Source organism: Mesorhizobium sp. WSM4807, assembly GCF_055811615.1.
On record NZ_JBVVQY010000011.1, the window covers coordinates 118,089 to 143,765 of the forward strand.

General features: G+C 61.7%; 20 protein-coding genes. 8 read left to right on the forward strand and 12 right to left on the reverse strand.

Annotated elements, in window-relative coordinates:
• Positions 1-251 precede the first annotated feature (251 nt).
• Positions 252-3,218, forward strand: coding sequence for a DNA polymerase I (polA, locus tag AC0L3N_RS16805; RefSeq protein WP_473548646.1), 2,967 nt, complete (start codon positions 252-254; stop codon positions 3,216-3,218).
• Positions 3,219-3,417: 199 nt separating this feature from the next.
• Here polA and AC0L3N_RS16810 read toward each other — a convergent pair whose 3' ends face one another.
• The 8 genes from AC0L3N_RS16810 to AC0L3N_RS16845 all read right to left on the reverse strand — a co-directional run bounded on the left by AC0L3N_RS16810 (position 3,418) and on the right by AC0L3N_RS16845 (position 11,487).
• Positions 3,418-3,822, reverse strand: a complete 405-nt coding sequence (locus AC0L3N_RS16810) for a Fur family transcriptional regulator (protein WP_023797411.1) — start codon at positions 3,820-3,822, stop codon at positions 3,418-3,420.
• Between the two features lie 231 nt (positions 3,823-4,053).
• Positions 4,054-5,100, reverse strand: coding sequence for an L-glyceraldehyde 3-phosphate reductase (mgrA, locus tag AC0L3N_RS16815; protein WP_473548647.1), 1,047 nt, complete (start codon positions 5,098-5,100; stop codon positions 4,054-4,056).
• A 148-nt stretch (positions 5,101-5,248) separates the two neighbouring features.
• Positions 5,249-6,412 (reverse strand): Gfo/Idh/MocA family protein, encoded by a 1,164-nt coding sequence (locus tag AC0L3N_RS16820; protein WP_473548648.1) that lies wholly within the window; start codon positions 6,410-6,412, stop codon positions 5,249-5,251.
• A 12-nt stretch (positions 6,413-6,424) separates the two neighbouring features.
• On the reverse strand, positions 6,425-7,171 hold the full coding sequence (locus tag AC0L3N_RS16825; protein ID WP_473548649.1) for a sugar phosphate isomerase/epimerase family protein: 747 nt from the start codon (positions 7,169-7,171) through the stop codon (positions 6,425-6,427).
• 53 nt (positions 7,172-7,224) lie between these two features.
• Entirely contained in the window at positions 7,225-8,322 is a 1,098-nt protein-coding gene (locus tag AC0L3N_RS16830; RefSeq protein ID WP_473548650.1) for an ABC transporter ATP-binding protein, read from the reverse strand.
• A 2-nt stretch (positions 8,323-8,324) separates the two neighbouring features.
• A complete protein-coding gene (locus tag AC0L3N_RS16835) occupies positions 8,325-9,260 on the reverse strand; it encodes a carbohydrate ABC transporter permease (protein WP_473548652.1) in 936 nt (311 codons plus the stop codon).
• Positions 9,253-10,146 carry a carbohydrate ABC transporter permease gene (locus tag AC0L3N_RS16840; protein ID WP_473548653.1) on the reverse strand — a complete coding sequence of 298 codons (894 nt, stop codon included), beginning with the start codon at positions 10,144-10,146 and terminating at the stop codon, positions 9,253-9,255. The genes AC0L3N_RS16835 and AC0L3N_RS16840 overlap by 8 nt, the downstream gene beginning before the upstream one ends.
• 102 nt (positions 10,147-10,248) lie before the next feature.
• Entirely contained in the window at positions 10,249-11,487 is a 1,239-nt protein-coding gene (locus AC0L3N_RS16845; protein WP_473548655.1) for an ABC transporter substrate-binding protein, read from the reverse strand.
• Positions 11,488-11,906: 419 nt separating this feature from the next.
• Here AC0L3N_RS16845 and AC0L3N_RS16850 point away from each other — a divergent pair, with 419 nt between their 5' ends.
• Positions 11,907-12,956 carry a LacI family DNA-binding transcriptional regulator gene (locus AC0L3N_RS16850; RefSeq protein WP_473548656.1) on the forward strand — a complete coding sequence of 350 codons (1,050 nt, stop codon included), beginning with the start codon at positions 11,907-11,909 and terminating at the stop codon, positions 12,954-12,956.
• 347 nt (positions 12,957-13,303) lie between these two features.
• On the opposite strand, the gene AC0L3N_RS16855 is transcribed toward AC0L3N_RS16850, so the two are convergent.
• Entirely contained in the window at positions 13,304-14,389 is a 1,086-nt protein-coding gene (locus AC0L3N_RS16855) for an FAD-binding oxidoreductase (RefSeq protein ID WP_236375488.1), read from the reverse strand.
• A gap of 86 nt (positions 14,390-14,475) precedes the next feature.
• Complete coding sequence (locus AC0L3N_RS16860; RefSeq protein ID WP_236375494.1) at positions 14,476-15,333, reverse strand: LysR family transcriptional regulator; 858 nt, start codon at positions 15,331-15,333, stop codon at positions 14,476-14,478.
• 133 nt (positions 15,334-15,466) lie between these two features.
• On the opposite strand from AC0L3N_RS16860, the gene AC0L3N_RS16865 reads away from it, so the two are divergent.
• The 6 genes from AC0L3N_RS16865 to AC0L3N_RS16890 all read left to right on the forward strand — a co-directional run bounded on the left by AC0L3N_RS16865 (position 15,467) and on the right by AC0L3N_RS16890 (position 22,277).
• Positions 15,467-16,549: an amidohydrolase family protein gene (locus AC0L3N_RS16865; RefSeq protein ID WP_473548657.1), complete on the forward strand. Its 1,083-nt coding sequence runs from the start codon at positions 15,467-15,469 to the stop codon at positions 16,547-16,549.
• A 12-nt stretch (positions 16,550-16,561) separates the two neighbouring features.
• Positions 16,562-16,915, forward strand: a complete 354-nt coding sequence (locus tag AC0L3N_RS16870) for a Rieske (2Fe-2S) protein (protein ID WP_023797723.1) — start codon at positions 16,562-16,564, stop codon at positions 16,913-16,915.
• A 112-nt stretch (positions 16,916-17,027) separates the two neighbouring features.
• A complete protein-coding gene (locus AC0L3N_RS16875; RefSeq protein WP_473548659.1) occupies positions 17,028-18,635 on the forward strand; it encodes an ABC transporter substrate-binding protein in 1,608 nt (535 codons plus the stop codon).
• A 72-nt stretch (positions 18,636-18,707) separates the two neighbouring features.
• Positions 18,708-19,754, forward strand: a complete 1,047-nt coding sequence (locus AC0L3N_RS16880) for an ABC transporter permease (protein WP_473548660.1) — start codon at positions 18,708-18,710, stop codon at positions 19,752-19,754.
• Complete coding sequence (locus AC0L3N_RS16885) at positions 19,751-20,635, forward strand: ABC transporter permease (RefSeq protein ID WP_091594958.1); 885 nt, start codon at positions 19,751-19,753, stop codon at positions 20,633-20,635. The genes AC0L3N_RS16880 and AC0L3N_RS16885 overlap by 4 nt, the downstream gene beginning before the upstream one ends.
• Complete coding sequence (locus AC0L3N_RS16890; RefSeq protein WP_473548661.1) at positions 20,625-22,277, forward strand: ABC transporter ATP-binding protein; 1,653 nt, start codon at positions 20,625-20,627, stop codon at positions 22,275-22,277. Before AC0L3N_RS16885 ends, AC0L3N_RS16890 begins: the two co-directional genes overlap by 11 nt.
• 171 nt (positions 22,278-22,448) lie before the next feature.
• Here AC0L3N_RS16890 and gndA read toward each other — a convergent pair whose 3' ends face one another.
• Entirely contained in the window at positions 22,449-23,876 is a 1,428-nt protein-coding gene (gndA, locus tag AC0L3N_RS16895; protein ID WP_473548663.1) for an NADP-dependent phosphogluconate dehydrogenase, read from the reverse strand.
• Positions 23,877-24,012: 136 nt separating this feature from the next.
• On the reverse strand, positions 24,013-25,650 hold the full coding sequence (locus tag AC0L3N_RS16900) for a copper resistance CopC/CopD family protein (protein WP_473548665.1): 1,638 nt from the start codon (positions 25,648-25,650) through the stop codon (positions 24,013-24,015).
• Positions 25,651-25,677 lie beyond the last annotated feature (27 nt).

The following is a 25,677-nucleotide window of genomic DNA, read 5'->3' on the forward strand; positions in this document are numbered from 1 at the left end:
CAGCCCGGAGAGGGGGATAGGCTGCCGCAAGTGTCCGGGATAGGCGGGGGACGGGCCTTGCTCCGGACCTCGGCGAAAAATGCCGATGGCGTTTATCTGTGTCTCCGAACGTGGCGATTCAAGGGCACGAAGATTACACTTTCGTAACATACCCGTGATCGGATCGACTTGTCAGGGATGTTGCCGGAACCGGTGGTTGAGGCCGCCTTTGGCATGGACCACGACGCCGCGCCGCGCTATCCCTTCGTCCCATGAAAAAAGGCGATCATCTCTTCCTTGTCGACGGCTCCGGCTACATCTTCCGTGCCTATCACGCGCTACCGCCGCTGACCCGCAAATCCGACGGGCTGCCAACCAGTGCCGTGCTCGGCTTCTGCAACATGGTGTGGAAGCTGACGCAGGACGCCCGCAACACCGATGTCGGCATCGTGCCGACGCATTTCGCCGTCATCTTCGACTATTCGTCGAAAACCTTCCGCAACGACCTCTACCCCGAATACAAGGCCAACCGCTCGGCACCGCCGGAAGATCTGATCCCGCAGTTCGGCCTGATCCGCCAGGCGACCAGGGCCTTCAACCTGCCCTGCCTCGAGACAGAAGGCTATGAGGCCGACGACCTGATCGCCACCTATTGCCGGCTTGCCTGCGAAGCCGGCGGCGACACCACCATCATTTCCTCCGACAAGGATCTGATGCAACTGGTCGGCCCTTCGGTCGCCATGTACGACCCGATGAAGGACCGCCAGATCGGCGTTCCCGAGGTGATCGAGAAATGGGGCGTGCCGCCAGAAAAAATGATCGACCTGCAGGCGCTGACCGGCGATTCGGTCGACAATGTGCCGGGCGTGCCCGGCATCGGGCCGAAGACCGCGGCGCAATTGCTGGAACAGTTCGGCGATCTAGATACGCTGCTCGCCCGCGCCGCCGAGATCAAGCAGGACAAACGGCGCGAATCGATCATTGCCAACGCCGACAAGGCGCGCATTTCGCGTGAACTGGTGACGCTGAAGAATGACGTGCCGGGGATCAGCGGACTCGACGATTTCGTGTTGCATCCGCCCGACGGACCAAAGCTGATCGGCTTCCTCAAGACGATGGAATTCTCCTCGCTGACCCGCCGCGTGGCGGAAGCGACCGGAACGGAAGCGGCTGATGTTAAGGCCGTGCCCGTCATTATCGAGCGCGCCGACACCGCGCATGGTCCCGATGTCGGGTTTGGCGTGGCGGCAGCCGCCGGAAGCGCGGCAGGCACAGTGACAGACGAAGCCGGAGAAGCAGTGCCGGCCACCGTCAAGGTGGAACCCAAGGAAGGCGACACGCCATCGCTTCTCTCGGCGCTTCGCTTCGAGGACGCCACCGCCAGCAAGATCGACACCAGCGCCTACGTCTCCATCCGCGACACAGCAGTGCTGAATGCATGGGTGGCCGAGGCGATGGAGACCGGCATCGTCGCCTTCGACACCGAGACCACGTCAGCCGATCCGATGCGGGCCGAGCTGATCGGCCTGTCCATAGCCACCGCGCCCGGTCGCGCCGCCTATGTGCCGCTCGCTCATAAAAGCGGCAATGGCGACCTGCTCGGCGGCGGAATGGTCGAAAACCAGATCCCGATCCGTGAGGCGCTTGGCATCCTGAAGCCGTTGCTGGAGGACAAGTCGGTTCTCAAGATCGTGCAGGAGCTGAAATACGATCTCGTCGTCATGAGCCGCCACGGCATCGATGTCGCCCCCTTCGACGACACCATGCTGATTTCCTACGTGCTCGACGCAGGCACGTCCGGCGGCCACAGCATGGCGGCTCTGTCGGAAAAGTGGCTCGGCCACTCGACCATTACTCTCAAGGAGCTGGCCGGCTCTGGAAGAAGCTTCGTCGGCTTCGACCAGGTCGATATCGACAAGGCAACGACTTATGCCGCGGAGCACGCCGATGTGACGCTCAGGCTCTGGCGGGTGCTGAAGCCACGGCTTGCCGCCAAGGGCCTCGTCTCAGTCTACGAGCGGCTGGAACGGCCGCTGGTGCCGGTTCTGGCAAGGATGGAGCAGCGCGGCATCTCCGTCGACCGGCAGATCCTGTCGCGGCTCTCCGGCGAACTGGCACAGGGCGCCGCGCGGCTGGAGGATGAAATCTACCAGCTCGTCGGCGAGCGCATCAATATCGGCTCGCCAAAACAGCTCGGCGACATCTTGTTCGGCAGGATGGGCCTGCCCGGTGGCTCCAAGACCAAGACCGGCCAATGGTCGACCTCGGCGCAGCTCCTGGAAGACCTCGCCGCAGAAGGCCACGAACTGCCGCGCAAGATCGTCGACTGGCGCCAGCTGACCAAATTGAAATCGACCTATACCGATGCGCTGCCGGGTTTCGTCCATCCCGATACGAAGCGCGTCCACACCTCCTACGCCCTTGCCGCGACGACGACGGGCCGGCTGTCGTCCTCCGATCCCAACCTGCAAAACATCCCGGTACGCACCGTCGAGGGTCGGAAGATCAGGACAGCCTTCATCGCCGACAAGGGCAACAAGCTGGTTTCCGCCGACTACAGCCAGATCGAGCTGCGCGTGCTCGCCCATGTCGCCGAGATCCCGCAGCTCAAGCAGGCGTTTGCCGACGGCGCCGACATCCACTCCATCACCGCGTCGGAGATGTTCAACGTGCCGGTCGAGGGCATGCCCGCGGAGATACGCCGCCGCGCCAAGGCGATCAATTTTGGCATCATCTACGGCATTTCCGCCTTTGGCCTCGCCAATCAGCTGTCGATCCCGCGCGAAGAGGCCGGCGCCTATATCAAGAAATATTTCGAACGCTTCCCGGGCATCCGCGACTACATCGACGCGACCAAGGCCTATGCCCGCGAGCACGGCTTCGTCGAAACCATCTTCGGCCGCCGCATCCACTATCCGGAGATACGGTCGTCGAATCCTTCAGTCCGTGCCTTCAACGAGCGCGCCTCGATCAATGCCCGGCTGCAGGGCACCGCGGCCGACATCATCCGCCGCGCCATGATACGCATGGACGATGCGCTGGAAAAAGCGAAGCTTTCCGCCCGCATGTTGCTGCAAGTGCATGACGAACTGGTCTTCGAGACGGCCGAAGCGGAGGTCGAGGCGACGATCCCCGTCGTGCGCCATGTGATGGAGAACGCCGCGATGCCGGCGGTGTCGATGTCAGTGCCGCTGCACGTCGACGCCCGCGCCGCCGACAATTGGGAAGAGGCGCATTGAACTTTCATCGCCTTCGTCATCCCAGGGCGAAGCAAGGAGCGAAGCGACGCGGCGCAGACCCTGGGATCTATGCCGTGACGCCAAAGCGCAGCGGCGGCGGAGAATTTTTCTGCGGCGCTGCAAGTGCCGGAAACGTAACGGAATGGATCCTAGGGTCTTCGCTCCGCTTTGCGTCGCTCCGCCCTAGGATGACGAAGAGCTAAGCCGCCTCGGCCAGGCATTTGGCACAGGTGCCGCGGAACTCGATCACCGCCTTCTTGGCGGCGAAGCCGGTCGAGCGCACCCATTCGTCGAGCCGGTGTCCGACATCATGGTCGGAAAATTCGGTCACCTGCCCGCATGTGTCGCAGATGGCAAAGGCGGTCATCGAATGACTGTGGTCGTGCGGCTCGGCGCAGGCGACAAAGGAATTGAGGCTTTCGAGCCTGTGCACGAAGCCGGACTTCACCAGCGTGTCGAGCGCGCGATAGACTTGCAGCGGTGCTCGAAAACCCCGATCGCGAAGCTGGTCGAGCAATGTATAGGCGCTGAGCGGCCCGCTGGCGGCCTCGAGTTTCTCAAGCACGCACAGCTGGTTTTTCGTCAGCACATCCCTTGCCGCCATGATCCTGTTTCCAACCCGTATTGCGCCGGTTGCACGTCATTTCCGCATGCAAGCGGCTCCAGTCCTATCCAGATAGCGACGAACGGGCCTTTTTGCTACTGTTTCTGTGTCGGCATGGCCCAGAAGCCGGCCAACTCCGGGCAGGCCCAAATTTCGAAGCAGACATTGGCGGCCGAGTAAAAAAACGGCGGGAGCAGTTCCCGCCGTACCTGTTCGGCTATGCGCTGCCAATCACTTCCGTGGCGGACCCTTGCGCTCGGCGGAGGCGGCCCACAGATTGATGTCGGCTTCGCGCGCGTAGGTGTCGATATCGGCGAGCTCGGCATCGCTGAAGTCGAGCGCCTTCAGCGCGCCGACGCAATCCTCGACCTGTTCCGGCCGGCTGGCGCCGATCAGCGCCGAGGTCACCCGGCCCTTGCGCAGCACCCAGGCCAGCGCCATCTGCGCCAGCGTCTGCCCGCGTCGGCCGGCAATCGCGTTCAGCGCCTTGATGTTGGCGATGGTCTTGTCGTTGATGAAGGCCGGCCTCAGCGACTTGCCTTGGCTGGCGCGGCTGCCCTCCGGGATGCCGCCGAGATATTTGTCGGTCAGCATGCCTTGCGCCAGCGGCGTGAACACGATCGAGCCGACGCCGAGCCCCTCCAGCGTGTCGAGCAGACCATCGTCCTCGACCCAGCGGTTGAGCATCGAATAGCTCGGCTGATGGATGATGCAAGGCGTGCCGAGCTGCTTCAAAATGTCGGCGGCCTCGCGCGTGCGCTGCGAATTGTAGGAGGAGATGCCGGCATAAAGCGCCTTACCCGAGCGCACCGCGTGATCGAGCGCGCCCATCGTTTCTTCCAGCGGAGTATCAGGATCGAAGCGGTGCGAATAGAAGATGTCGACATAGTCGAGCCCCATCCGCTTCAGGCTCTGGTCGAGGCTGGCCAGCACATATTTGCGCCCGCCCCATTCGCCATAGGGTCCGGCCCACATCTCATAACCGGCCTTGGTCGAGATGATCAGCTCGTCACGATAGGAGGAGAAATCCGTCCGCAGGATTTCGCCGAAAGCCGTCTCCGCCGAACCGGGCGGTGGACCGTAATTGTTGGCGAGGTCGAAATGCGTGATGCCGAGATCGAAGGCCTTGCGCGCGATCGCCTGCTTGGTCCGGTGCGGCGTGTCGCCGCCGAAATTGTGCCAGAGTCCGAGCGAGATCGCCGGCAATTTCAGGCCGGATCGCCCGCAGCGATTGTAGATCATTTTCTCGTAGCGGTTTTCGGCGGGCACATACGGCATGGGAGATCCTCAAAGCAAAAGCGAGCCCGGCAGCTGCTACCGCGAAAAGGGTGAGTCGGCTCTGCCCTCACCCTTAGCCTCTCCCCATTTTCATGGGGAGAGGGGTCGACGGAAAACAGCACGTGTCGCAATCACTGGAGCGCTTATGCTACTTCTTCTTTGCCAAGAGCTGTTTCTTCTTCGCCAACAGCCCTTCCGCATCCTTGACGCCCAGGGCCGCAGGCCGTTCGCAGGTGGTCTGCATGGCAACGAACTTTCCGCTCGCGCCCGACCGCAACATGCCGGTCATCACATCCACGGCATGCAGCGCAAGTTCCATCGAGCACCGATGCGGCCGGCCTTCCGTGATCGCTAGTGCCATGTCGGCGAGACCGGCGGTGCGATAGTTGGCCATCATGCCGTGCGAATGCATCTGGTTGGCCATGCCGAACGGATGCTTCCACTTCGGCAGCTTCTTGACCGGCTTGGCGGCATCGGTGATGCGAACGTCACCGCCGAAGAAATTCGGATCCGGCAAAAACACCGTGCCCAACTCGCCGTAGAGTTCCATCGGCGCATGGCCATGGCTCCACACGTCCCAGCTGGTATTGAGCGTCACCACGGCGCCATTCTCGAACTCCATCACGCCGTGGATCGTCGTCGGCGTGGCGACCAGGACTTTTTCGCCGGCGCGCGGCTTCGAACTGATGGTACGTTCTGTCTTCGGGATCGAAGCGAAGGCTGCCACCTGCTTCACCGGCCCGATCAGCTGGATCAGGTTGGTGATATAGTAGGGTCCGATGTCGAGCACCGGCCCAGCGCCAGGCTGGAAGAAGAAGTCCGGATTGGGGTGCCAATGCTCCATCCCATGGTTCATCACGTGGCATGTGCCGCTTGTGATCTTGCCGAGCTTGCCACTGTCGATCAGGTTGCGGACAAGCTGGTGCGCGCCACCGAGGAAAGTATCGGGCGCCGAGCCGATGCGCAGTCCCTCTCTCTCCGCCAGCTTCTTCAGGTCGAGCCCTTCCTTGACCGACAGAACGAACGGCTTTTCCGAATAGACGTGCTTGCCGGCATCGAGGATCTGTTTCGACACCTCGTAATGCACCGCCGGAACGGTGAGGTTGACGATGATGTCGATATCGTCAGCCTTGAGCAGTCCTTCGACTGTCTCGGCGCGCAGCTTGAACTCCTTCGCCCGCGCCTTGGCTGCATCCATGTTGATATCCGCACAGGCGCGCATCTCGATGCCGCGAAACAGCGGCGCAAACGAGAAATACGCTTTCGAGATATTGCCGCAGCCGATGACGCCGACCCCAAGTTTTCTTGCCATGCTGGTTTGCTCCTAATAGGTCTTGGCGGCTGCGATCGAGCGGCGGGCGAAGCGCTCGATATCGTTGGGGTTGTCCTGTTCCATGACGTAGTATTTGGCGGCGCTCTTGGTGCGCAGCGCCTGGATCAGTCCGGCCCAGTCGATCGTGCCATGGCCGACATCCGACCAGCCGTCCTCGTCGAGACCCTCGCCGGGTTTGGCAATGTCCTTGACATGGACGGCGGCAATGCGTTTGCCATACTTCTCGATCCAGGGCAGCGGATCGTCGCCGCCGCGCACCACCCAGGCGACGTCCATCTCCCAGCCGATGTCGGGCGCTGCCGCCAGGATGTGGTCTTGCGGCACCGAGCCGTCGGCAAGCGTCTTGAACTCGAAGTCATGATTGTGCCAGGCAAAGCCGTAGCCGGCTTTCTCAGCCGTCTCGCCGACCTTGGCCAGGCGTGCGCCGAAGCCGCGCCAGCCGGCCGCGTCGGTCGGCCTGCTCTCGGCGACCAGATAGGGGCAGATGAGCAGAGTGATGCCGAGTGCGTCGGCGATTTTGCGCACGCCGTCGAAATCGTTCTCGAGCGCGTCGATCGAGAAATGGCCGGTCGGCATGGCCAGCCCGTTCTTGTCGAGTTCGGCACGAAATGCCTTGGGGTCGCCATAGACGCCGCCGAACCCTTCGACTTGCGCGTAGCCGAGCTCGCCCAGCATCTTGAGCACCCCTTCCCAAGGTTGGAAATTGCGGGCGCTGTAAAGTTGGAATGACCAGTTCATCGTCTCTGTCCGTTCTCTGGGGATGGATGGGCTTGAGGTGAAATTCTTGGGGGTTACAGGCGGGCGCCGGTTGCGGCGTCGAACAGCGAAGCGCGCATCGGGTCAAAACCGATGCTCACCCTGTCGGCGTTGTTTGGCGTGCGCTCAGATGTCACCCGCACGGTGAAGTTCTGATTTCCGAGCTTCAGCCAGACCAGCGTGTCGGACCCCATGGGTTCGACGACCACGACATTTGCCGTGGCTGTGAACAGCCATCCAGCGTCGCTGTTGAACGCGACATGCTCGGGCCGGATACCGAACACCGCCGCTCCCGGCACGGGCTCCTTTTCGAAAGCGTAGGTGGCAAGCGGGATCCGCACTTCCTCGGCGACGAAGTGCCAGTTGCCATCATTTTTCTCCAGCCGGCCGTCGAGGAAATTCATCGCCGGCGAGCCGAGGAAGCCGGCGACGAAACGGTTGACCGGGCGGTTGTAGATGGTCTGCGGTGCGTCGAGCTGCTGGATGACGCCGCCCTTCATCACCGCGATGCGGTCGGCCAGCGTCATCGCCTCGATCTGGTCGTGGGTGACATAGATCATGGTGTTCTGTAGCTTGCTGTGCAGCAGCTTGATTTCGACACGCAGCTCGGCGCGCAGCTTGGCGTCGAGATTGGAAAGCGGCTCGTCGAACAGGAAGACGTCGACGTCGCGCACCAGCGCCCGCCCGATCGCCACACGTTGGCGCTGGCCGCCCGAAAGCGCCGACGGCTTGCGCTGCAGCAGCGGCTCGATCTGCAGGATCTCGGCGGCCCGCGCGATGCGCTTGGCGATCTCGTCCCTGGGAATACCGGCAACGCGCAGCCCGAAGGACAGGTTCTTCTCGACAGTCATCTGCGGGTAGAGCGCATAGGACTGGAACACCATGCCGATGCCACGGTCCTTGGGCTCCTCCCAGGTGACGTTCTTGCCCTTGATGAAGATGCGGCCGTCCGAAACGTCGAGTAGGCCGGCGATGCAGTTGAGCAAGGTCGACTTGCCGCAGCCGGACGGCCCGAGCAGCACGATGAACTCGCCCTCGGCGACATCGATGTTGAGCGTTTCCAGCACCGAAATTGCGCCGAAATTCAGCGACAGGTCCTGGATCGAAACGCTGGGATTTTCGAGTCTTGTCATCATCATCCTTTCACCGCGCCGGCGGCGATGCCACGCACGAAAAGCTTGCCGGAAACGAAGTAGACGACGAGCGGTACGAGGCCGGTCAGGATGGTGGCGGCCATGTTGACGTTGTATTCCTTCACGCCTTGCACCGAGTTGACGATGTTGTTGAGCTGCACCGTCATCGGATAGGTGTCGGGGCGGGTGTAGACGACGCCGAACAGGAAGTCGTTCCAGATACCGGTCACCTGCAGGATGATGGCGACGACGAAGATCGGCAGCGACATCGGCAGCATGATACGGAAATAGATGCCCCAGAAGCCGGCGCCGTCAACGCGCGCCGCCCGGAACAGTTCCTCCGGCATGGAAGAGAAATAGTTGCGGAACAACAGAGTCAGGATCGGCATGCCGAAAATGGAATGGACGATCACCAGGCCGCTCAGGCTGCCATAGAGGCCGACTTCGCGCAGGATGATGACAATCGGATAGATCATCACCTGATAGGGGATGAAGGCGCCGACGATCAGGATCACGAAGAAAGTGTCGGCCCCCTTGAAGCGCCAGTTGGCAAGCGCATACCCGTTCACCGAAGCGATCGCGATCGACAGGATGACCGACGGAACGGTGATGCGCACCGAATTCCAGAAGCCGCGCGAGAGCCCGTCGCAGTTGAGGCCGGTGCAGGCGCTGGACCAGGCCTTCACCCAAGGCTCAAAGGTGATCTCGAGCGGCGGTGAGAAGATATTGCCGAGGCGTATCTCCGGCATGCCCTTGAGCGATGTCACCACCATCACATAGAGCGGCAGCAGATAATACAGCGCCACCACGATGAGCGTGCCATAGAGGAAGATGTTGCGGCGCGAGAACACATGCCGCGGCTTCGGCCCTCGCGGCCCGGATGCCTCAAGCCCGTTAGAACCCGTACCGGCAGGCAGGGAAACGGCAAGGTCAGCCATGCTTCTTGCCTCCGAATTCGAGGTAAGCCCACGGCACGATGACGACCACCACCGACAGCAGCATCATGGTCGAGGCGGCGAAGCCCTGGCCGAGGTTCTGGGCGAAGAACATGTAGTCATAGACATATTTGGCCGGCACTTCGGAGGCGATGCCGGGACCGCCGCTGGTCTGGGCGACAACCAGGTCATAGACCTTGACGATACCGGCAGCGATGATGACCAGCGCGGTGATGAAGACCGGCCGCATCATCGGGATGATGATGAAGAGATAGGTCTTCAAGGTCGGTATCCCGTCCACCCGCGCGGCCTTCCAGATATCCTCGTCGATGCCGCGCAGGCCGGCCAGCATCAGGCACATGATGAGCCCGGTGCCCTGCCAGAGCGCGGCGATCAATATGCCGTAGATGACGATGTTGGAATTGTAGAGCGGATCGAAATTGAAGCTTTCCCAACCGAGGCCGCGCACCACCCCCTGGATTCCGAACTCCGGGTTGAGCAGCCACTGCCAGACAAGACCGGTGACGATGAAGGAGAGCGCAAAAGGGTAGAGGAAAATAGTGCGGAACGTATCCTCGAAGCGGATCTTCTGGTCGAGCAGCGCCGCCAGCACGAAGCCGATGACCAGAGAGAACACCAGCGACAGCACGCCGTAGACCAGGAGGTTCTCGATCGAGACCAGCCAACGCGGCGTCGACCACAGCCGATAATACTGGTCGAGCCCAACGAAGTTCAGCCGCGGCAGGAGCTTCGAATTGGTGAAGGAATAGAGCACCGTCCACGCGCTGCCGCCGACGAAGATCACCAGCGCGGTGAGGACCATCGGAATAGAGGCAACCTTGGCATTAAGGTTGCGGAAGAGTTGGTTGGGGCGTTCGCTCTTGCTCATCTGCACAGCCGGGCTGGATCGGGTAAGGGCGGGCGGGTCAAGACTAGACCCGGAGCTCCCGGCCCCGCGGTCGCGGGCCGGGAGCGAGCGGTTCGTCGATCGTCAGTCCGCTGAGGCGACGATGTCGGCGAAGCGCTTTTGCGCCTCTTCCACGGTCATGTCCGGCTTGGCGAAGAACTCGGAGAAAAGGTCCTCCTTCTGCTTTTGGGTGTCCTGTGACAGCAGCTGGTCCGTCCAGGGCATGACGCTGCCCTTGGCCAGGATGTCGAGCCCTTTCTTCATGCAGTCGTTCGCCGCCTTGAGGTCGATATCGCCGCGCACCGGCAGCGAACCCTTCTTGAGGTTGAAGGCGACCTGCGTCTTGGGATCGAGCAGCGCTTCGGCCAGCGCTTCCTGCGCCTTGGACTTTTCAGCGTCCTGTAGCAGCGGGAAGTAGAAGGCGTCGCCGCCGGTAGCGATGACCTCGTTCAGGCCAAGGCCGGGAAGACACGTGTAGTCCTTGCCGGCGGTCTGGCCGGCAACCTGGAACTCGCCCTGCGCCCAGTCGCCCATGATCTGGCCGCCGGCCTTGCCGGAGATGACGAGATTGGTGGCCTGGTTCCAGTCCTGCACATTGGTGTTCTTCGCCATCTTGCGGGCATCGTCCGCGGCCTTGAACACCTTGGCGACCTCGGGTCCGGCGGCGAATTCCGCGTCCTTGTCGCGATAGACCTTCAAGAAAGTGTCCGTGCCGCCGACCGCCGTAAGCAGCACGTCGAAGGCCCCGGAGGATTGCCAAGGCTGCCCGCCGACCGCGAGCGGTATGATGCCTGCCTTCTCCAGCGCAGGCGCGGCTGCGACATATTCATTCCAATTCTTCGGCACCGGCACACCGGCCTTTTCGAATGCCGCGTTCGACAGCCACAGCCACTGCCAGGAGTGAATGTTGACCGGCACGCAATAGATCTTGCCGTTGAGGGTACAGCCGTCGAGCAGGCTCTTCGGCTGTACGATTTCCGCCCACTTGTCCCTGGTGGCGAGATCGGTCAAGTCGCGCATCAGACCGGCCTGCACCAATTCTTCCGCTTGCCGGCCGTGGTTGAACTGGGTGGCGCCCATGGGATCGCCGCCAGTGATGCGGCTGATCATGATCGGCCGCGCCGTGCCGCCGGAGCCGGCGATAGCGCCGTCGACCCAATGATTACCTGTCGCGTCGAACGCCTTGGCGAATTCGGCGACCGCCGCCGCCTCGCCGCCCGAAGTCCACCAATGGGTGACTTCCAGATCCGTCGCTGCCGCCGGGCCGGCGAATGACAGCGCGGTTGTCACCGCCAACGCAGCGGTGATGAATTGGTATCGCATTTCGGCTCCTCCCAGAATCTGAAACGTTACAGATTTTCGATAAGGCAATTGCGGGAGGCGCGCAACCCCGAATAGCAGCGGTTCAACATTTTTTCGAGCTGCGAACAAATCTGCCCGCGCAACTGCCTTCCATTGCACCGCAGCAAGGTAGGTTGCACCGCAAAAATGACGGTTGCAATTAACGAAATCCGGCAAAATCCTGCTCCGCAGGCAATCCCTTGCCGACGTCCCAACGACTTTGCGTCGAATGGAGCGTCGCTCGTGCAGGATACCTGTCACCAACCGCTATGCGATGGCAAGTGACAATCTGTAACGTTTCAGTATATAAGGTGTTCATCAGGCGGAGAGTCGCGGGCGAGCCGCAATCCGCCGATTGCCGGCCTGCACGACAACTGCTATGCGCCTGACGGGCGGGATGAATGGACAGAGATCAGACGGAAAAGGACGACGAGGCGTCGGGACGGGGCCGGCCGACGCTGAAGACGCTTGCCTTCATGACCGGGCTGGGCGTCACCACCGTGTCGCGGGCGTTGAAGGACGCGCCTGAAATCGGCGCCGAGACCAGGCGACGCGTCCAGCTCGTCGCTAAGCAGATTGGCTACCGGCCGAACCGTGCCGGTGTGCGCCTGCGGACCGGCAAGACCAGCGTCATCAGTCTCGTGCTCAACACCGAGCGCGAGATCATGAGCTTTGTCTCGGACATCATCTACGGCGTCTCGGAAGTCATCGCCGACACACCCTATCACCTGATCGTGACGCCCTACTCACGTTCGCAGGACCCCCTGGACCCGATACGCTATCTGGTGGAAACCGGCTCCGCCGACGGCGTCATCATTTCGCGCACTCAGCCGAATGACTCCAGGGCCCGTTACATGCTGGAGCGTGGTATCCCCTTTGCCACGCATGGCCGCACCGATATGGGGCTGATCCATCCCTATCATGATTTCGACAATTACGCGTTCGCGACCGAGGCTGTACGCCATCTGGCCGGCATCGGCCGCCGCAGGCTGGCTCTGCTGGCGCCTCCAGTCGAGCTGACCTACCACAGTCATACGCTGAACGGCTTCACCGATGCGCTGAGCGAGGTCGGCGCCAGCGAAATCCCGTTCAACACCGTTTCGGTCGACCATTCGATCGAGCAGATCAGGATGAGGACCGCGCAGCTGATGCGCCGCGGCGTCAGGCCGGACGGTTTCGTCAGCAGTGCCGCTGCCGCGACACTCGCGATCGTTGCCGGCATCGAGGACGCCGGCCTCAAGCTCGGCCGGGACGTCGACGTGGTGTCCAAGCAGTCGTCCGACCTGCTGCACCTGTTCCGCAGGGAATTGCTGGTCGTCAACGAGAACTTCCGGCTGGCCGGCGCCGAGCTCGCCCGGTCGGTGCTGGGCTGGATCGGCGGCGCGGCACCTGGCTCCTTGCAGAGCCTGAGCAAGCCGACCGAGGTTCTGGCCTATCGCCGTCCCGACTAGAGCGGGATACGTTCAAATTGAACTGGGCATCTCCATCTATTTGTCTTAGCCGCATTTCTGCGACGCCAAGTGATTCCACTTGGCTGCAAAATGCGCGCTGCTGACTGGCAGCTTTGAGGCTCGGATTATAACAAGCGGCCCTTCAGGCCCCCCGCGGGTACCGACGTGATCTGACCCAATCCGACCATTCCCGCCGCACGATGCCGCCCGAAAGCCGACATTCAAAGGATCCAGCGGCCAAGCGCAGGTTGCCGGAACCGACTCATGAGTGCGCGCGCCGTTTATCCAATCATGTGAGCCACCGGCATGCCCGCAGCGCCGGGCTTGGCCATCAATTCGCAATGAGGTCAGAGATCGAGGCAAACGGTGCCTTGCGGCCGGCTGCAGCAAGCCAGCACATAACCAGCCGCCTTCTCTTCAAGGCTGAGTCCTCCAAGGTCGTCGATCACGACGTCACCTGAGAGCTTGACCGTCCGACAGGTTCCGCAAATGCCCTGCTGGCATGCGGTAGGGATGTAGAGGCCGCTATTGCGCGCCGCATCGAGCAGAGTCTCTCCAGGCGCACACAGGTGCTCCACGCCAGACCGGGCGAAACGGACACAAGTTGGGCCAGCGGCAGCCGATTGAGGAGGCATGGAATTGCCCACGGCGCCGCCGAAACTTTCCTCGTGGTACTGCGAGGGTGCGATGCCGATCTCCGCGACACAGGCCCGAACCGTCTGCATAAACGGCTCGGGGCCGCAAACGTAAGACGTGCGCTGGTGAAGGTCGGGAGCCAGCCGCAAGAGCATGGGGCCGTCGATCCGACCCATAGGGCCCTGCCACGCCGAACCTTCCTGACTGCAGATGAAGCTTACATCGACATTGGAGAATCGCGCGGCGAGCGCCTCCAACTCGGAGCGGAAAGCGATGTCGTTCGCCGTCCGAGCGCAGTGAATGAAACGGATGTCATGACCAGATGCCCGGTCGGTTAGCGCCCGCAGCATCGACATAACGGGAGTGATGCCGCTGCCGCCCGAAAGGAAAAGCGGCTTCTCGGATGGCAGATCGTCGAAGTTGAAACGTCCGACCGGCCCTTCGATTTCAATGTCGTGGCCCGGCCGGAGATTGTCGTGAAGCCAGTTGGAAACAAGCCCGCCCTTCACCCGCTTCACCGTGATCTGCAGGTCGAGCGGTCGAGTCGGCGGAGACGACACCGAGTACGATCTTGTTACTCGGGTGCCGTCGATCGTCAGGTGCAGGACTAAATACTGGCCTGCACTGAAGCTGAACATGTGGCCAGAAGCGGCCGAAAAAACGAATGTCCTGACATCGGACGTGTCATCGATGACGCGTCGGCAGCGCACGAACTGTCTTGCGCTCTCCGCCCATTGCCGTTGACGCATCGCCGGAGCGAAATCGGTGGTCGAAAAGGAAGCGTGCGCGTTCATCATTTGACTCTGCTTGACCTGGCCAGGATGGCAGCCGGGATGCTTTAAAAAAAGCGGCAGATGTCCCCTTTACAATCGGGTATTTCGATCTAACTTTCCATGGACATAACGGCCAGATGGAGCGCGCGAATCCCTCTACGGATGATCGGCTCGTGCTTGCGGCGCGCCAAAATAGCGGTGTGAACGGGCTGCTGAAGCGCGGGCGCACCCTCGACCACAAAAGACGGCCGCTCGGCGGTATATCGCCGAGCGTCGTCACTGCGCATATAGCAAGAGCCACCCATGCGCCGCAGCATCGCTTCGGCGAGCGTTTCCGAGCCCATCGAAAGGCGGCCTATCGCCAATTCCGGTAGCGCCACGGCGTGGGCTTTTTCAAGCGCGACCGTGTAGCCTGGCCGGATATACGTATCCGGGTTGACCTCCGACAGGATCCTGGCAGACGTAGACACCATCACGTATTCTTCGACCATAAGAGGATCGTAGGAGATTTCAGGCAGGTATCGGGGCGCGTAGACCACAGCAATATCGAGGTTTCCCAAGCTCAAATCGGAAATCATTTGCGGTGAATAGTCGGATTCCACGTGAATTGACGATTTTGGCAGCACTTGGAACAACGTCTCCACCCAACCTGGCAATATCGAGCGCGTCATCCCGACCTGGGCAGCGACGCGCAAGGTGCCTTCGAACCGGTTAAATGCCCGCACGTCATGGCGGGCCTGTGACCATGTCGAGAGCATGGCGCGCGCATAGGCTTCGAAACGCCGCCCCGCCGCGGTCGGTTCGGCGCCGGCGCGTCCTCGCAGGAAGAGCTCCGAACCGATGGCCTGCTCCAGGTTCCTGATGCGGGCGCTGACTGTTGACTGCGTTACGCCCAAACGATCCGCAGTGCGGTTAAAATTTCGCGATTCCATGATGTCGAGAAAGGTCTCGATGTGATCCAGCTGCATGTCGCCTCGCAATCGAAAAATCCGATCGTATTACCCCAAATCACAAGCTTGATCAAATAATTCCCAAGGCGGAAGCTGCAGTTGAAGAAGCCGGCTCGGTTAGCCGGCCTGCCACGCCAGGGAGTTGGATAGGGTGTTCATAGTCGATTGCGATTGTCACAATTACTGGTCGAGCGCGACGGTGCTCGAGCCCTACCTTTCCGGCGTCTGGAAAGACATGTTCATGGAAGGCGAGAAAACTGGTCCGAGAGGCGCCTTCCCACACGGGCACCGTCCCTGGTTTCACCCGCAGGACTTTTCCCGCAAGGATGTCAGGCCAGAGACCGAAGCCGACAATTATCTCATCATGAAGGAAAAGCATCTCGACAAATATAATGTCGGGGCCGCCATCCTCACCGGCGACGAGCCGATAGAGGCTTCCACGCTGGCAAACCCATATTACGCTGGCGCGCTGGTCAGCGCCTATAACGACTATCAAATCGCCGAGTGGCTTCCCAAAGACAGCCGCTTCATGGGTTCGATCATCATCGCGCCGCAGGATCCGAAGCTCGCAGCAGCCGAGATCCGCCGCCTCGGCAACCACCCCCGTATGGTCCAGGTTCTAGCCTCCCAAGGCTCGGTCAAACCCTACGGCGATCCCTTTTACCATCCCATTTTCGAGGCCTGCGCCGAAGTCGGGCTACCATTTGCGATTCACCTGGGCGGCCATGGCGGCATCAACTGGAACGCGGTCGCGCCGGCTCCGACGACCTTTTTCTGGGAGACGCACGCAATTCTTCACATGTCGGCCTTGGCGCATGTTGCGAGCATGATCGCGCATGGCGTTTTCGAGAAATGGCCGGATCTGTATTTTGTGATCATCGAGTGCGGCGTGGCTTGGGTTCCGTCGGTATTGTGGCGCCTGGACGCAGACTACAAAGCGCTGCGCAAGGAAACGCCGTGGCTGAAGATGCTGCCCTCCGAGTATTGCCGGCGCAACATCCGCTTCTCCACGCAACCACTGGAGCAGCCCGCGAACGTTCAGCATCTCTGGTCCACTCTCGAAGCAATGGACGGCGAGAACACGCTGATGTTTGCCTCCGACTACCCGCATTGGGATTATGACGATGCCAACACGCTACACATCCCGCCCGCCTGGAAAAGCAAGATCATGGGATTGAATGCGCTCGAGGTCTATAAACGCATTCCCCGCACGCAAGCGGCGAATGCCGCGTGACGGGAGCAAACCATGGCTGAGAAGACATACATTTGCCGCGTCGACGAAATCGAGACCGGAACTCCCTACATCGCCAAAATCCGCAGCCTTTCAGTCGGGGTTTTCCGCATCGGAGATTCATTCCATGCCTTGCTGAACGTTTGTCCGCACCGCGGCGCTCCGCTTTGCGAGGGACCGCAATGCGGAACCACGGCGCCGGTCGACCAAGCGCAATTCATCTATCACCGCGAGAACGAGATCGTGCGCTGCGCCTGGCACGGCTGGGAATTCGACATAAAAACCGGTGCGGCCCTGGTCGATCCGGGCGTACGTGCCCGAACATTCCCGGTCACGGTGGAAGCTGGTGAAATCTATGTAACGGCGTAAGATTTGCGTCAAACCGCGGAAAAATCGAAAGGAGGCAAATCGGCTGAATCCGCCAGATCTGCTCGGTAATGCCAACAACAAGAATGCGGGAAATCCGCAATGGGAGGAAGCAGTGTCGGAATCTGAATATAAACTGCGCTTGGCGCAAAACCTGATCGGCCGCGGCAAGGTTTCGCGCCGTGATTTCATCCATCTAGGGCTGGCGGCAGGCCTGACGGTCGCCGCCGCAGATATGCTCTTCGTGAGCGTGGCGCGGGCCGCACCCAAGCAAGGCGGCTTCGCCAAGCTCGGCTTGGCGCATGGCGCGACGACCGATTCGATCGATCCGGCCGGCTATCCCGATACCTTCACGCAAACCGCCTTTTCGGGTGCCATGTCCAACAGCCTGACCGAGATCGACGCGAAAGGCAGCATCCAGCCGGACCTTGCCGAGAGCTTCGAGACCTCGGACGACGCGACGACATGGGTCTTCAAGCTGCGCAAAGGTGCGACCTTCCACAACGGCAAGACCATCACGGCGGACGACGTGGTCGCCTCTATGCAATATCACATGGGAGCCGACACCAAATCGGCGGCGAAGTCGCTGCTCGAATCGGTGACCAACATCAAGGCGGACGGTCCGGAAACGATCGTTTTCACGCTAAAAAGCGGCAATGCCGACTTTCCCTACATCATGAGCGACTATCACCTTGTCGTCATGCCTGCCAAGGACGGAAAGGCGGACTGGGAATCGGGCGTCCGGACCGGTGCCTTCGTGCTTGAGAACTTTCAGCCAGGCGTCTCGGCCAAGCTCAAGCGCAATCCCAACTACTTCAAGAACGGCAAACCCTATTTTGACGAGGTGGAGTTTATCGCCATCACGGACCTCGCCGCGCGTATGGCCGCGCTGTCAACCGGCGAGGTGGATTATATCGGCCGCGCCGACCTGAAAACGCTCGGTATGCTGAAGCACAAGCCGAATATCGATATCCTTGAGGTCACCGGCTACGGCCACTACACGCTGCCTATGAACGTGACGGTTGCCCCATTCGACAACCCCGATGTGCGCATGGCCCTGAAATGGGCGATCGACCGCGAGGAAATCGCGCAGAAGATCTTCCTTGGCCATGCAACCGTCGGGAATGACAACCCGATCGCACCGGCTATCAAGTTCGCCATCAATCCGGAGCCGCAGCACAAGTTCGATCCTGAAAAGGCCCGCTTCCATCTGAAAAAAGCGGGTATGGAAAATCTCAAGGTCGACCTTTCCGTCGCCGACGCGGCTTTCGCCGGCGCCGTGGACGCAGCCGCCCTCATCCGCGAGACGGCGGCCCAATGCGGCATCGATGTCAATGTGGTGCGCGAGGCCGAGGACGCCTATTGGGACAATATCTGGCTCAAGAAACCGTGGTGCGCCTCCTATTGGAGCGGTCGTGCAACGGCCGACTGGATGTTCACGCAGGCCTACTCGGCCGATTCCAGCTGGAACGAGACGTTCTGGAAAAATCCCCGCTTCAACGAACTGCTGATCCAGGCACGCGCGGAGACCGACGAGGCCAAGCGCTCCGCGATGTATGCCGAAATGCAGCAGTTGACGCATGACGACGGCGGCGCCATCGTCCTGGTCTTCAACAATTTTGTCAGCGCCAAGTCCAAGAAACTGGCGCATGGCGAGGTGGCGCCGAACTGGGAAAATGACGGACTGAAGATGGCCGAGCGCTGGTGGGTAGCCAACGCGTGACGTTCGCCAGGCGAACCGCCGGCGGCGCGGGCGGTTCGCTCTTTTCAGGGGAAACGCTCGAAGGCACCGCCCATGAACCCGGTCGTTAGGACGGTTTTGCAGCGCCTGGGTCTCGGCCTGATCACGCTGTTCATCGTCACCATCATCATCTTTTCGGCGATTGCCATGCTTCCGGGCGATTTCGCCAAGGCGATGCTCGGGCAATCCGCGACGCCCGAGACGGTCGCCGCATTCCAGCGCGAGATCGGCATCGATCGTCCGCCGGTTGAGCGCTATTTCGCTTGGGTCGGGCAGATCGTGCAGGGGGATTTCGGCTCTTCCTTCGCAAGCCGCACCGGCTACCGGCGCACAGTCGCCGAGATCATTGCGCCCCGGCTCTACAACACGATGTTCCTTGCCGTGATGACCGCCCTTATAGCGGTTCCACTCGCGCTAGGACTTGGCATTCTCGCCGCTCTCTACCGCAACAGCTGGTTCGACCGTGTGGTGAACACGGTGACGCTGACGACGATTTCATTCCCCGAATTCTTCGTCGCCTATATGCTGGCCTACCTCATCATCTCGCGCGACACGTTCATCGGAACCGAATTCGCACAATCCCTGCCCGAGTGGCTCGCGGCTTCGATCAACTGGGTCCTGAACCTGGTTCCCAAATTTCCGACACTGGCGAACATCAGCGACCAAACGCCGTTCTGGGAGCACGTCTGGCGCGCAGCGCTGCCGTCCATCACCCTCACGCTGGTGATTGTTGCCCATATGATGCGTATGACGCGCGCGGCGATTATCAACATGCTGGCAAGCCCCTATATCGATATGGCGCGGCTCAAGGGAATGTCGCCTATGACAATCGTTCTCAGACACGCCCTGCCCAATGCCTGGGCGCCTATCATCACGGTGATTGCGTTCAACCTCGCTTATCTCATCGTCGGCGTGGTCGTGGTCGAGGTGGTGTTCGTCTATCCCGGCATCGGCCAATTGATGGTCGATGCGGTGAAGTCCCGGGATGTTCCGGTCGTGCAAGCCTGCGCCCTAATCTTCGCGGCAACCTACATCCTGCTCAACCTGACCGCCGACATCATTTCCATTGCCACCAATCCGAGGCTTTTGCACCCGCGATGACCAGCACCGAACATGTCGTGGCGGTCTCAAGACAGAGGCGCACGCGCGCCTCCCGGGTAAAAACCGCACTCAAAAAGGCTCCATTCAGCGCCTGGTTCGGCATCGTGGTCATCCTTGGCTACGTCTTCGTCGCGCTGTTAGCGCCCTGGATAGCGCCCTACGGAGAAACGCAGGTTTTCACCGAGGCTTTCGCGCCTTGGAGCCAAGAGTTCATCGTCGGGACCGACCAACTCGGTCGCGACGTGCTCACCCGGCTGATCTATGGCGCGCGCAATACGATCGGCATCGCCTTCGCGACTACGCTTCTGTCCTTCGCGGTCGGCGTCACGCTCGGTTTGCTGGCCGCGATGTACCGGGGGTGGCTCGACCAGATTCTGTCGCGCGCGGTAGACGTGCTGATGTCGATCCCGAGCCTCATCTTCGCGCTGATGTTGCTATCCATCTTCGGTTCGTCGGTCACCAGCCTGATCCTCATCATCGCCCTGCTCGATTCGACCCGCGTATTCCGGCTGGCGCGCGCGGTCGGGCTGAATGTTGCCGTCATGGAATATGTCGAAGCCGCGCAACTGCGTGGCGAAGGGCCGAGATGGATTCTGACCAAGGAGATCCTGCCCAACGTGCTGCCGCCGCTGATCGCGGAATTCGGCCTGCGCTTCTGTTTCGTTTTCCTCACCATCGCCGCGCTCTCCTTTCTCGGCGTCGGCATCCAGCCGCCGACTGCCGACTGGGGCTCGATGGTGCGGGAAAACGCTACCCTCATCACCTATGGCGACATCACTCCGCTCTTGCCGGCAGGCGCGATTGCCCTTCTCACGGTCTCGGTGAATTTCGTTGTCGACTGGTTCTTGCATGCGACAAGCGGGTTGCGCGATGAAAAGTAAGAATTCTGGCCAACGCGAAAAGGGAACGAAACTCCTCAGCGTTCGCAACCTTCACGTCGAAGGGTTTTCCGACGAGCGCTGGCATCCGATCGTTCGCGGTGTGGATCTCTCGCTAAAGCGCGGTGAGGTTCTCGGCCTCATTGGCGAGTCCGGCGCCGGAAAGTCCACCATTGGGCTTGCCGCGATGGGATATGCCAAGCCAGGCTGCCGGATCACGCAAGGATCCATCCTGTTCGACGGGATCGACCTCCTCGCCATGGCCGAAACCGCACGGCGACGGCTCCGAGGCTCGCGCATCGCCTATGTCGCGCAAAGCGCGGCCGCTTCCTTCAACCCGGCCCATCGGCTCCTCGATCAGACCGTCGAAACGGTCGTGGCGCACGGGATCGCCAGTCGCGAGGCAGCGAATCGGGATGCCATCAAACTTTACCGGCGTCTTCACCTGCCGGATCCGGACACCATCGGCTTCCGCTATCCTCACCAGGTCTCCGGAGGGCAGTTGCAGCGGGCTATGACGGCGATGGCTATGGCCTGCCGGCCCGACCTGATCGTCTTCGACGAGCCGACGACGGCGCTCGACGTGACCACACAGGTCGAGGTCCTCGCCTCGATCCGTAAGGTTGTCGAAGAATTCAACACTGCCGCGATCTACGTCACGCATGATCTGGCCGTGGTTGCGCAGATGGCGGACCGGATCATGGTTCTGCGCCATGGCCGTACTGTGGAGGAGGCCGAAACACGCCAGATGCTTGCGGCGCCGGCCGAAGACTATACGAGGACGCTCTGGGCGGTGCGAAAGCTAGCCAAACCCGAAGTGCCGGCCGCGGACCATCTGCTCACGATCGATAACATCACCGCCGCCTACGCAGGGAAAGTCAAGGTTCTGCAGGATGTATCGATCAAGGTGCCGCGCGGACGGACGGTAGCGGTCGTCGGTGAATCTGGTTCCGGTAAATCAACGCTCGCCCGCGTCATCACCGGCCTGCTGCCGCCGGTCTCGGGCTCGATCTCATTTGCGGGGCATCGTCTGCCAAGAACTCTGAAAGAGAGGCCCAAAGACATTCTGCGCCGCATTCAGATGATCTATCAGATGCCTGACAACGCGCTCAATCCGCGTCAGACCGTCGAGGAAGTCATCTCCCGGCCGCTCGAGTTCTATCTCGGCCTCAAAGGGGCGGCGTGCGACCGCCGCGTTGGCGAACTCATGCACATGATCGAGATGGACGAAAGCTTCCTCGACCGTCTGCCGGGCGAACTTTCGGGCGGTCAGAAGCAGCGCATCTGCATTGCCCGGGCGCTGGCTGCTAATCCGGAGCTCATCATCTGCGACGAGGTGACCTCGGCGCTCGACCAGATCGTACAGGAAGAGATCCTGAAGCTCCTTATGCGGCTGCAACAAGAATTCGGAGTCAGCTATATTTTCATCACGCACGACATCGCGACGGTGCGGGCAATCGCCGACGAAATTGTCGTCATGCACCAAGGCAAAGTCGTCGAGCAGGGGCTCAAGACCGAAATCCTGACGCCGCCGCATGCTCCGTATACCGAACTGCTTCTCTCCTCCGTGCCGGAGATGGATCCAGACTGGCTGACGAAGCTGCTGGAAACCCGGGAGCGCAAGCGGGTCGGCGCGGCGAACTGAATCCCAACCTATTGACCGCTTGAGACTCCGGCTCCAGTTCTCGCGCGAACGTCCGATATTGAGGGATGGCGGGAATCACCGGTTATGCCGCAACCGCGACGTCCAGAATGGTCGCAACAATGTCTCCTTTCAGGCAGTAGCAACGGTCACCTCAACGGCCGATATCAGGCGCTAGCCAGCCGCTCCGCTCCCCCAAGGACCATGGAACGCGCCCGGCCCGTCGATGCGCTCGAAGCCGTGCGCGCCGAAGAAATCGCGTTGCGCCTGGATCAGGTTCGAGGTGCCGCGTCCCTGGCGGTAGCTGTCGAAATAGGCGAGCGCCGACGACAGCGCCGGCACCGGTGAGCCGGCTTCCGACGCCCTTGCCACGATGCGCCGGAGCGACGGATGCGCTTCCTGCATCATCGCGATGAAGGCCGGTGCCATCAAAAGATTGGTGGCCGCCCCGCCGGTGCCGAAAGCTTCCGCCATCGTGTCCAGCATTTGCGAGCGGATGATGCAGCCGGCCCGCCAGATCTCGGCAATGGTCGGCATCGGCAGGTTCCAGTTGAATTCCTTCGACGCGCCGCTCATCACCGCGAAGCCTTGCGCATAGGCTGATATCTTGCCGGCGAACAGCGCCAGCTCGAGATCGTCGAGAAGCGCGTCCCTGTCTCCGGAAATGGTGGTCACGCCGCTATCGCCATAGGCCTTTTCGGCGGCCAGGCGCTCGTCCTTGATCGACGACAGCACGCGCGCCGCCACCGCGGCCTCGATCGCCGTGGCCGGAATGCCGAGCTGCTGCGCCTCGATCACCGACCATTTGCCGGTGCCCTTCTGGCCGGCGCGGTCGAGGATGACGTCGACCATCGGCTTGCCTGTCTTCGGATCGTCGGCGGCCAGCACCCTGGCGGTGATCTCGATCAGATAGGAGTTGAGCCGGCCCTTGTTCCAGCCGGCAAACACCTGTGCGATCTCCTTCGGCCCCATGCTTAAGCCGTCGCGTAAGATGCCGTAGATCTCGGCGATCATCTGCATATCGGCATATTCGATGCCGTTGTGGATGGTCTTGACGAAATGCCCGGCACCATCGGTGCCAAGCCATGCCGCACAGGGCTCATCCCTGAACTTGGCCGAAATGGCGGTCAGCACCTTTTCGACGCGTTTCCAGGACTCTTCCGTGCCGCCGACCATGATCGACGGTCCATGGCGCGCGCCCTCCTCGCCGCCGGACACGCCCATGCCGATGAATGTGAGACCCGAATCGGTAAGCTCGGAAAAGCGTCGCATCGTGTCACGGAAATTGGCGTTGCCGGCATCGATGACGATGTCGTTGGCCGACAGCACGCCGCGCAGCGCCGCGATCTGCTCGTCGACCGGCTTGCCGGCCAGCACCATGATGATGATCGGCCGCGGCGGCCGGATGGCGGCGGCGAGTTCCTCCAGGCTGTAGCAGGGCACGACCATGTCCTTCAGCGCCCCGGCATTCTCGACAAAGGCGTCGGTGCGCGCGGCGGTGCGGTTGAAGACGGCTATGCGGTGCCCTTTCTCGGCGATGTTGAGCGCCAGGTTGGAGCCCATCGTGCCAAGGCCGATCAGGCCGATTTCGGCTTTTTCCATCGTTTCTTCCCTGCTTTCGGATCTTTTGCTAGACCGCGATTTTGCGGCGATGACCATTCTTGCCGAGATGATTGACGGGCCTTCAGGGCCGCGTCAACCGCCTCGCCGGATTGTGTTGCAGACCGCCAGCTTGTCCTCACGGCCTGATGTCGATCGGCGCCTCGATCTTCACGATCTCGAAATCCGAGACGAGAATATCGAGCCGCGCGGTCCATCGGCCGGGAACCGGGACGACGAGACCGTCGACGCGCCATGTGCCGTCGCCTGGCTTTGTCGCCGCGCGCTTGATCGGCTCGATGCCGGAGTCGGGTTTTGACAGCACCAGCGTCACTTGTTCAGCGTCGAGCGGGCCGAAATCGCCGGTCATGATAATGATCGAGGCGGCAACCGGCCCAACATGGCCGGGTGTGATGCTGAGGTCGGCCATCGCCTTCGGCGTGTGGATATGCACCGATGCCGGCTGCGCTGCTGCGATCGCCAGGGCGCGTGGCGGCGGCGTGAAGCGCCAGCCGGCGGCAACGCCGAAAATCGCCAGAACGATCAGCATTTCAATGCCGATCGAGCGGAACAGCCTCCTCTGTACTTCCGTCTCTCCCGCTTCGGCCGGACCGGTCAGCTTCCAGCGATTGATGACGGCGAGCGTGAACAGAAAGAACAGCAGCGCCAACTTGATCAGCAGCAGCCGGCCATAGGCGGTTTCGGGCAAAGCTGCGGGCGCCTGCACCTGGATGACAGCCAGCACGATGCCGGTGGTGGCAAGCACGGCCACGACGGGCAGGATCGCTTGGGAAAACCGGTGCAGGAAAGGCGCGGCCTCGACCGGTTTCCGCCTCATGGCGAGACCGAGCGGCGCCAGCGCCCCGGCCCAGAACGCGATACCGGCGCCGTGCAGAAACACCATCGGCCTTGTCAGCCATTGCGGTTCGGCGGCACTTGCATGCCCGCTGGCGGCGAGGGCGGCACCGACACCGGCCAAGCCGGCAAGGGCAAACAGTTTTGCGCCGCCGCGCGGCCCGACCAGCGACAGCAGGCCTAGCCCGAGCGCCACCAGCCCGACCAGCACCGCCCAGCCAAAGCTGGTGCCGAGCCCTGCCTGCCAGACGCCCGGCTGCGCCAGCCGGGCGAGCGGTGAACCGAGCGCGTCCAGTCCCTGAAAGCCGAGCGACAAGGGCGCCGCGACAAGGCCGCACAGGATTGCGGCGATGACGAAGCGCTGGCCGGAACACCCGCCCTTCGCCAGCCAGGCGATGGCAAAGGCGCCGCCGACGCCGAGAAAGAGGCCGACATAGAGAAAGACCTTGCCGATCCAGATCGCCGACCTCAAGCCCCGGTCGACAGCTTCGGAGACGGGCGGCGCAGCACTCGGCGCGCCGATGGAAAACAGCACCGAGCCGCCGACCGGATGGCCATCGGCGGAAATCACTCGCCAACTCAGCACATGCGTGCCGGATCCGAGCGTTTGCGGATTGTCGATCTCGATCGTCTGGCCATTGAGCCGAAAAGACGTCAGCGGAACCGGCGTCCCGTCAGGCTGCACCAAGGTCAGCACCAGCGGCGAGGCCGGCTCGCTGAAGGTCAGCGAGAACTGCGCGGGGTTCTGCGCAAGCACGGCGCCGTCCGCCGGCTCGGTTGTGATCAGCGCCGCGTGGGCGAAGGCCGGACTTGGCGCGGCAATAGCGGCAAGCAGCACGATCGCAGCCAGCAGGCCGCCGGCAAATCGGCCGATGCGCTTGCCGGCCGCCCAGACCGTCCGCTGTAAGGACACAGCACTCATGTCACCGCCACAAAACAGCGACGCGCT

What these genes read in the sequence shown, in the direction of transcription:
- AC0L3N_RS16840 (WP_473548653.1), bottom strand. Translation starts at nt 10,146, where the DNA reads ATGAGCAAGAGCGAACGCCCCAACCAACTCTTCCGCAACCTTAATGCC.
- AC0L3N_RS16810 (WP_023797411.1), bottom strand. Translation starts at nt 3,822, where the DNA reads ATGGCGGCAAGGGATGTGCTGACGAAAAACCAGCTGTGCGTGCTTGAG.
- gndA (WP_473548663.1), bottom strand. Translation starts at nt 23,876, where the DNA reads ATGGAAAAAGCCGAAATCGGCCTGATCGGCCTTGGCACGATGGGCTCC.
- AC0L3N_RS16860 (WP_236375494.1), bottom strand. Translation starts at nt 15,333, where the DNA reads ATGCAGCTGGATCACATCGAGACCTTTCTCGACATCATGGAATCGCGA.
- AC0L3N_RS16845 (WP_473548655.1), bottom strand. Translation starts at nt 11,487, where the DNA reads ATGCGATACCAATTCATCACCGCTGCGTTGGCGGTGACAACCGCGCTG.
- mgrA (WP_473548647.1), bottom strand. Translation starts at nt 5,100, where the DNA reads ATGCCGTATGTGCCCGCCGAAAACCGCTACGAGAAAATGATCTACAAT.
- AC0L3N_RS16870 (WP_023797723.1), top strand. Translation starts at nt 16,562, where the DNA reads ATGGCTGAGAAGACATACATTTGCCGCGTCGACGAAATCGAGACCGGA.
- AC0L3N_RS16835 (WP_473548652.1), bottom strand. Translation starts at nt 9,260, where the DNA reads ATGGCTGACCTTGCCGTTTCCCTGCCTGCCGGTACGGGTTCTAACGGG.
- AC0L3N_RS16830 (WP_473548650.1), bottom strand. Translation starts at nt 8,322, where the DNA reads ATGACAAGACTCGAAAATCCCAGCGTTTCGATCCAGGACCTGTCGCTG.
- AC0L3N_RS16825 (WP_473548649.1), bottom strand. Translation starts at nt 7,171, where the DNA reads ATGAACTGGTCATTCCAACTTTACAGCGCCCGCAATTTCCAACCTTGG.
- AC0L3N_RS16880 (WP_473548660.1), top strand. Translation starts at nt 18,708, where the DNA reads ATGAACCCGGTCGTTAGGACGGTTTTGCAGCGCCTGGGTCTCGGCCTG.
- AC0L3N_RS16900 (WP_473548665.1), bottom strand. Translation starts at nt 25,650, where the DNA reads ATGAGTGCTGTGTCCTTACAGCGGACGGTCTGGGCGGCCGGCAAGCGC.
- AC0L3N_RS16850 (WP_473548656.1), top strand. Translation starts at nt 11,907, where the DNA reads ATGGACAGAGATCAGACGGAAAAGGACGACGAGGCGTCGGGACGGGGC.
- polA (WP_473548646.1), top strand. Translation starts at nt 252, where the DNA reads ATGAAAAAAGGCGATCATCTCTTCCTTGTCGACGGCTCCGGCTACATC.
- AC0L3N_RS16885 (WP_091594958.1), top strand. Translation starts at nt 19,751, where the DNA reads ATGACCAGCACCGAACATGTCGTGGCGGTCTCAAGACAGAGGCGCACG.
- AC0L3N_RS16890 (WP_473548661.1), top strand. Translation starts at nt 20,625, where the DNA reads ATGAAAAGTAAGAATTCTGGCCAACGCGAAAAGGGAACGAAACTCCTC.
- AC0L3N_RS16820 (WP_473548648.1), bottom strand. Translation starts at nt 6,412, where the DNA reads ATGGCAAGAAAACTTGGGGTCGGCGTCATCGGCTGCGGCAATATCTCG.
- AC0L3N_RS16855 (WP_236375488.1), bottom strand. Translation starts at nt 14,389, where the DNA reads ATGATGAACGCGCACGCTTCCTTTTCGACCACCGATTTCGCTCCGGCG.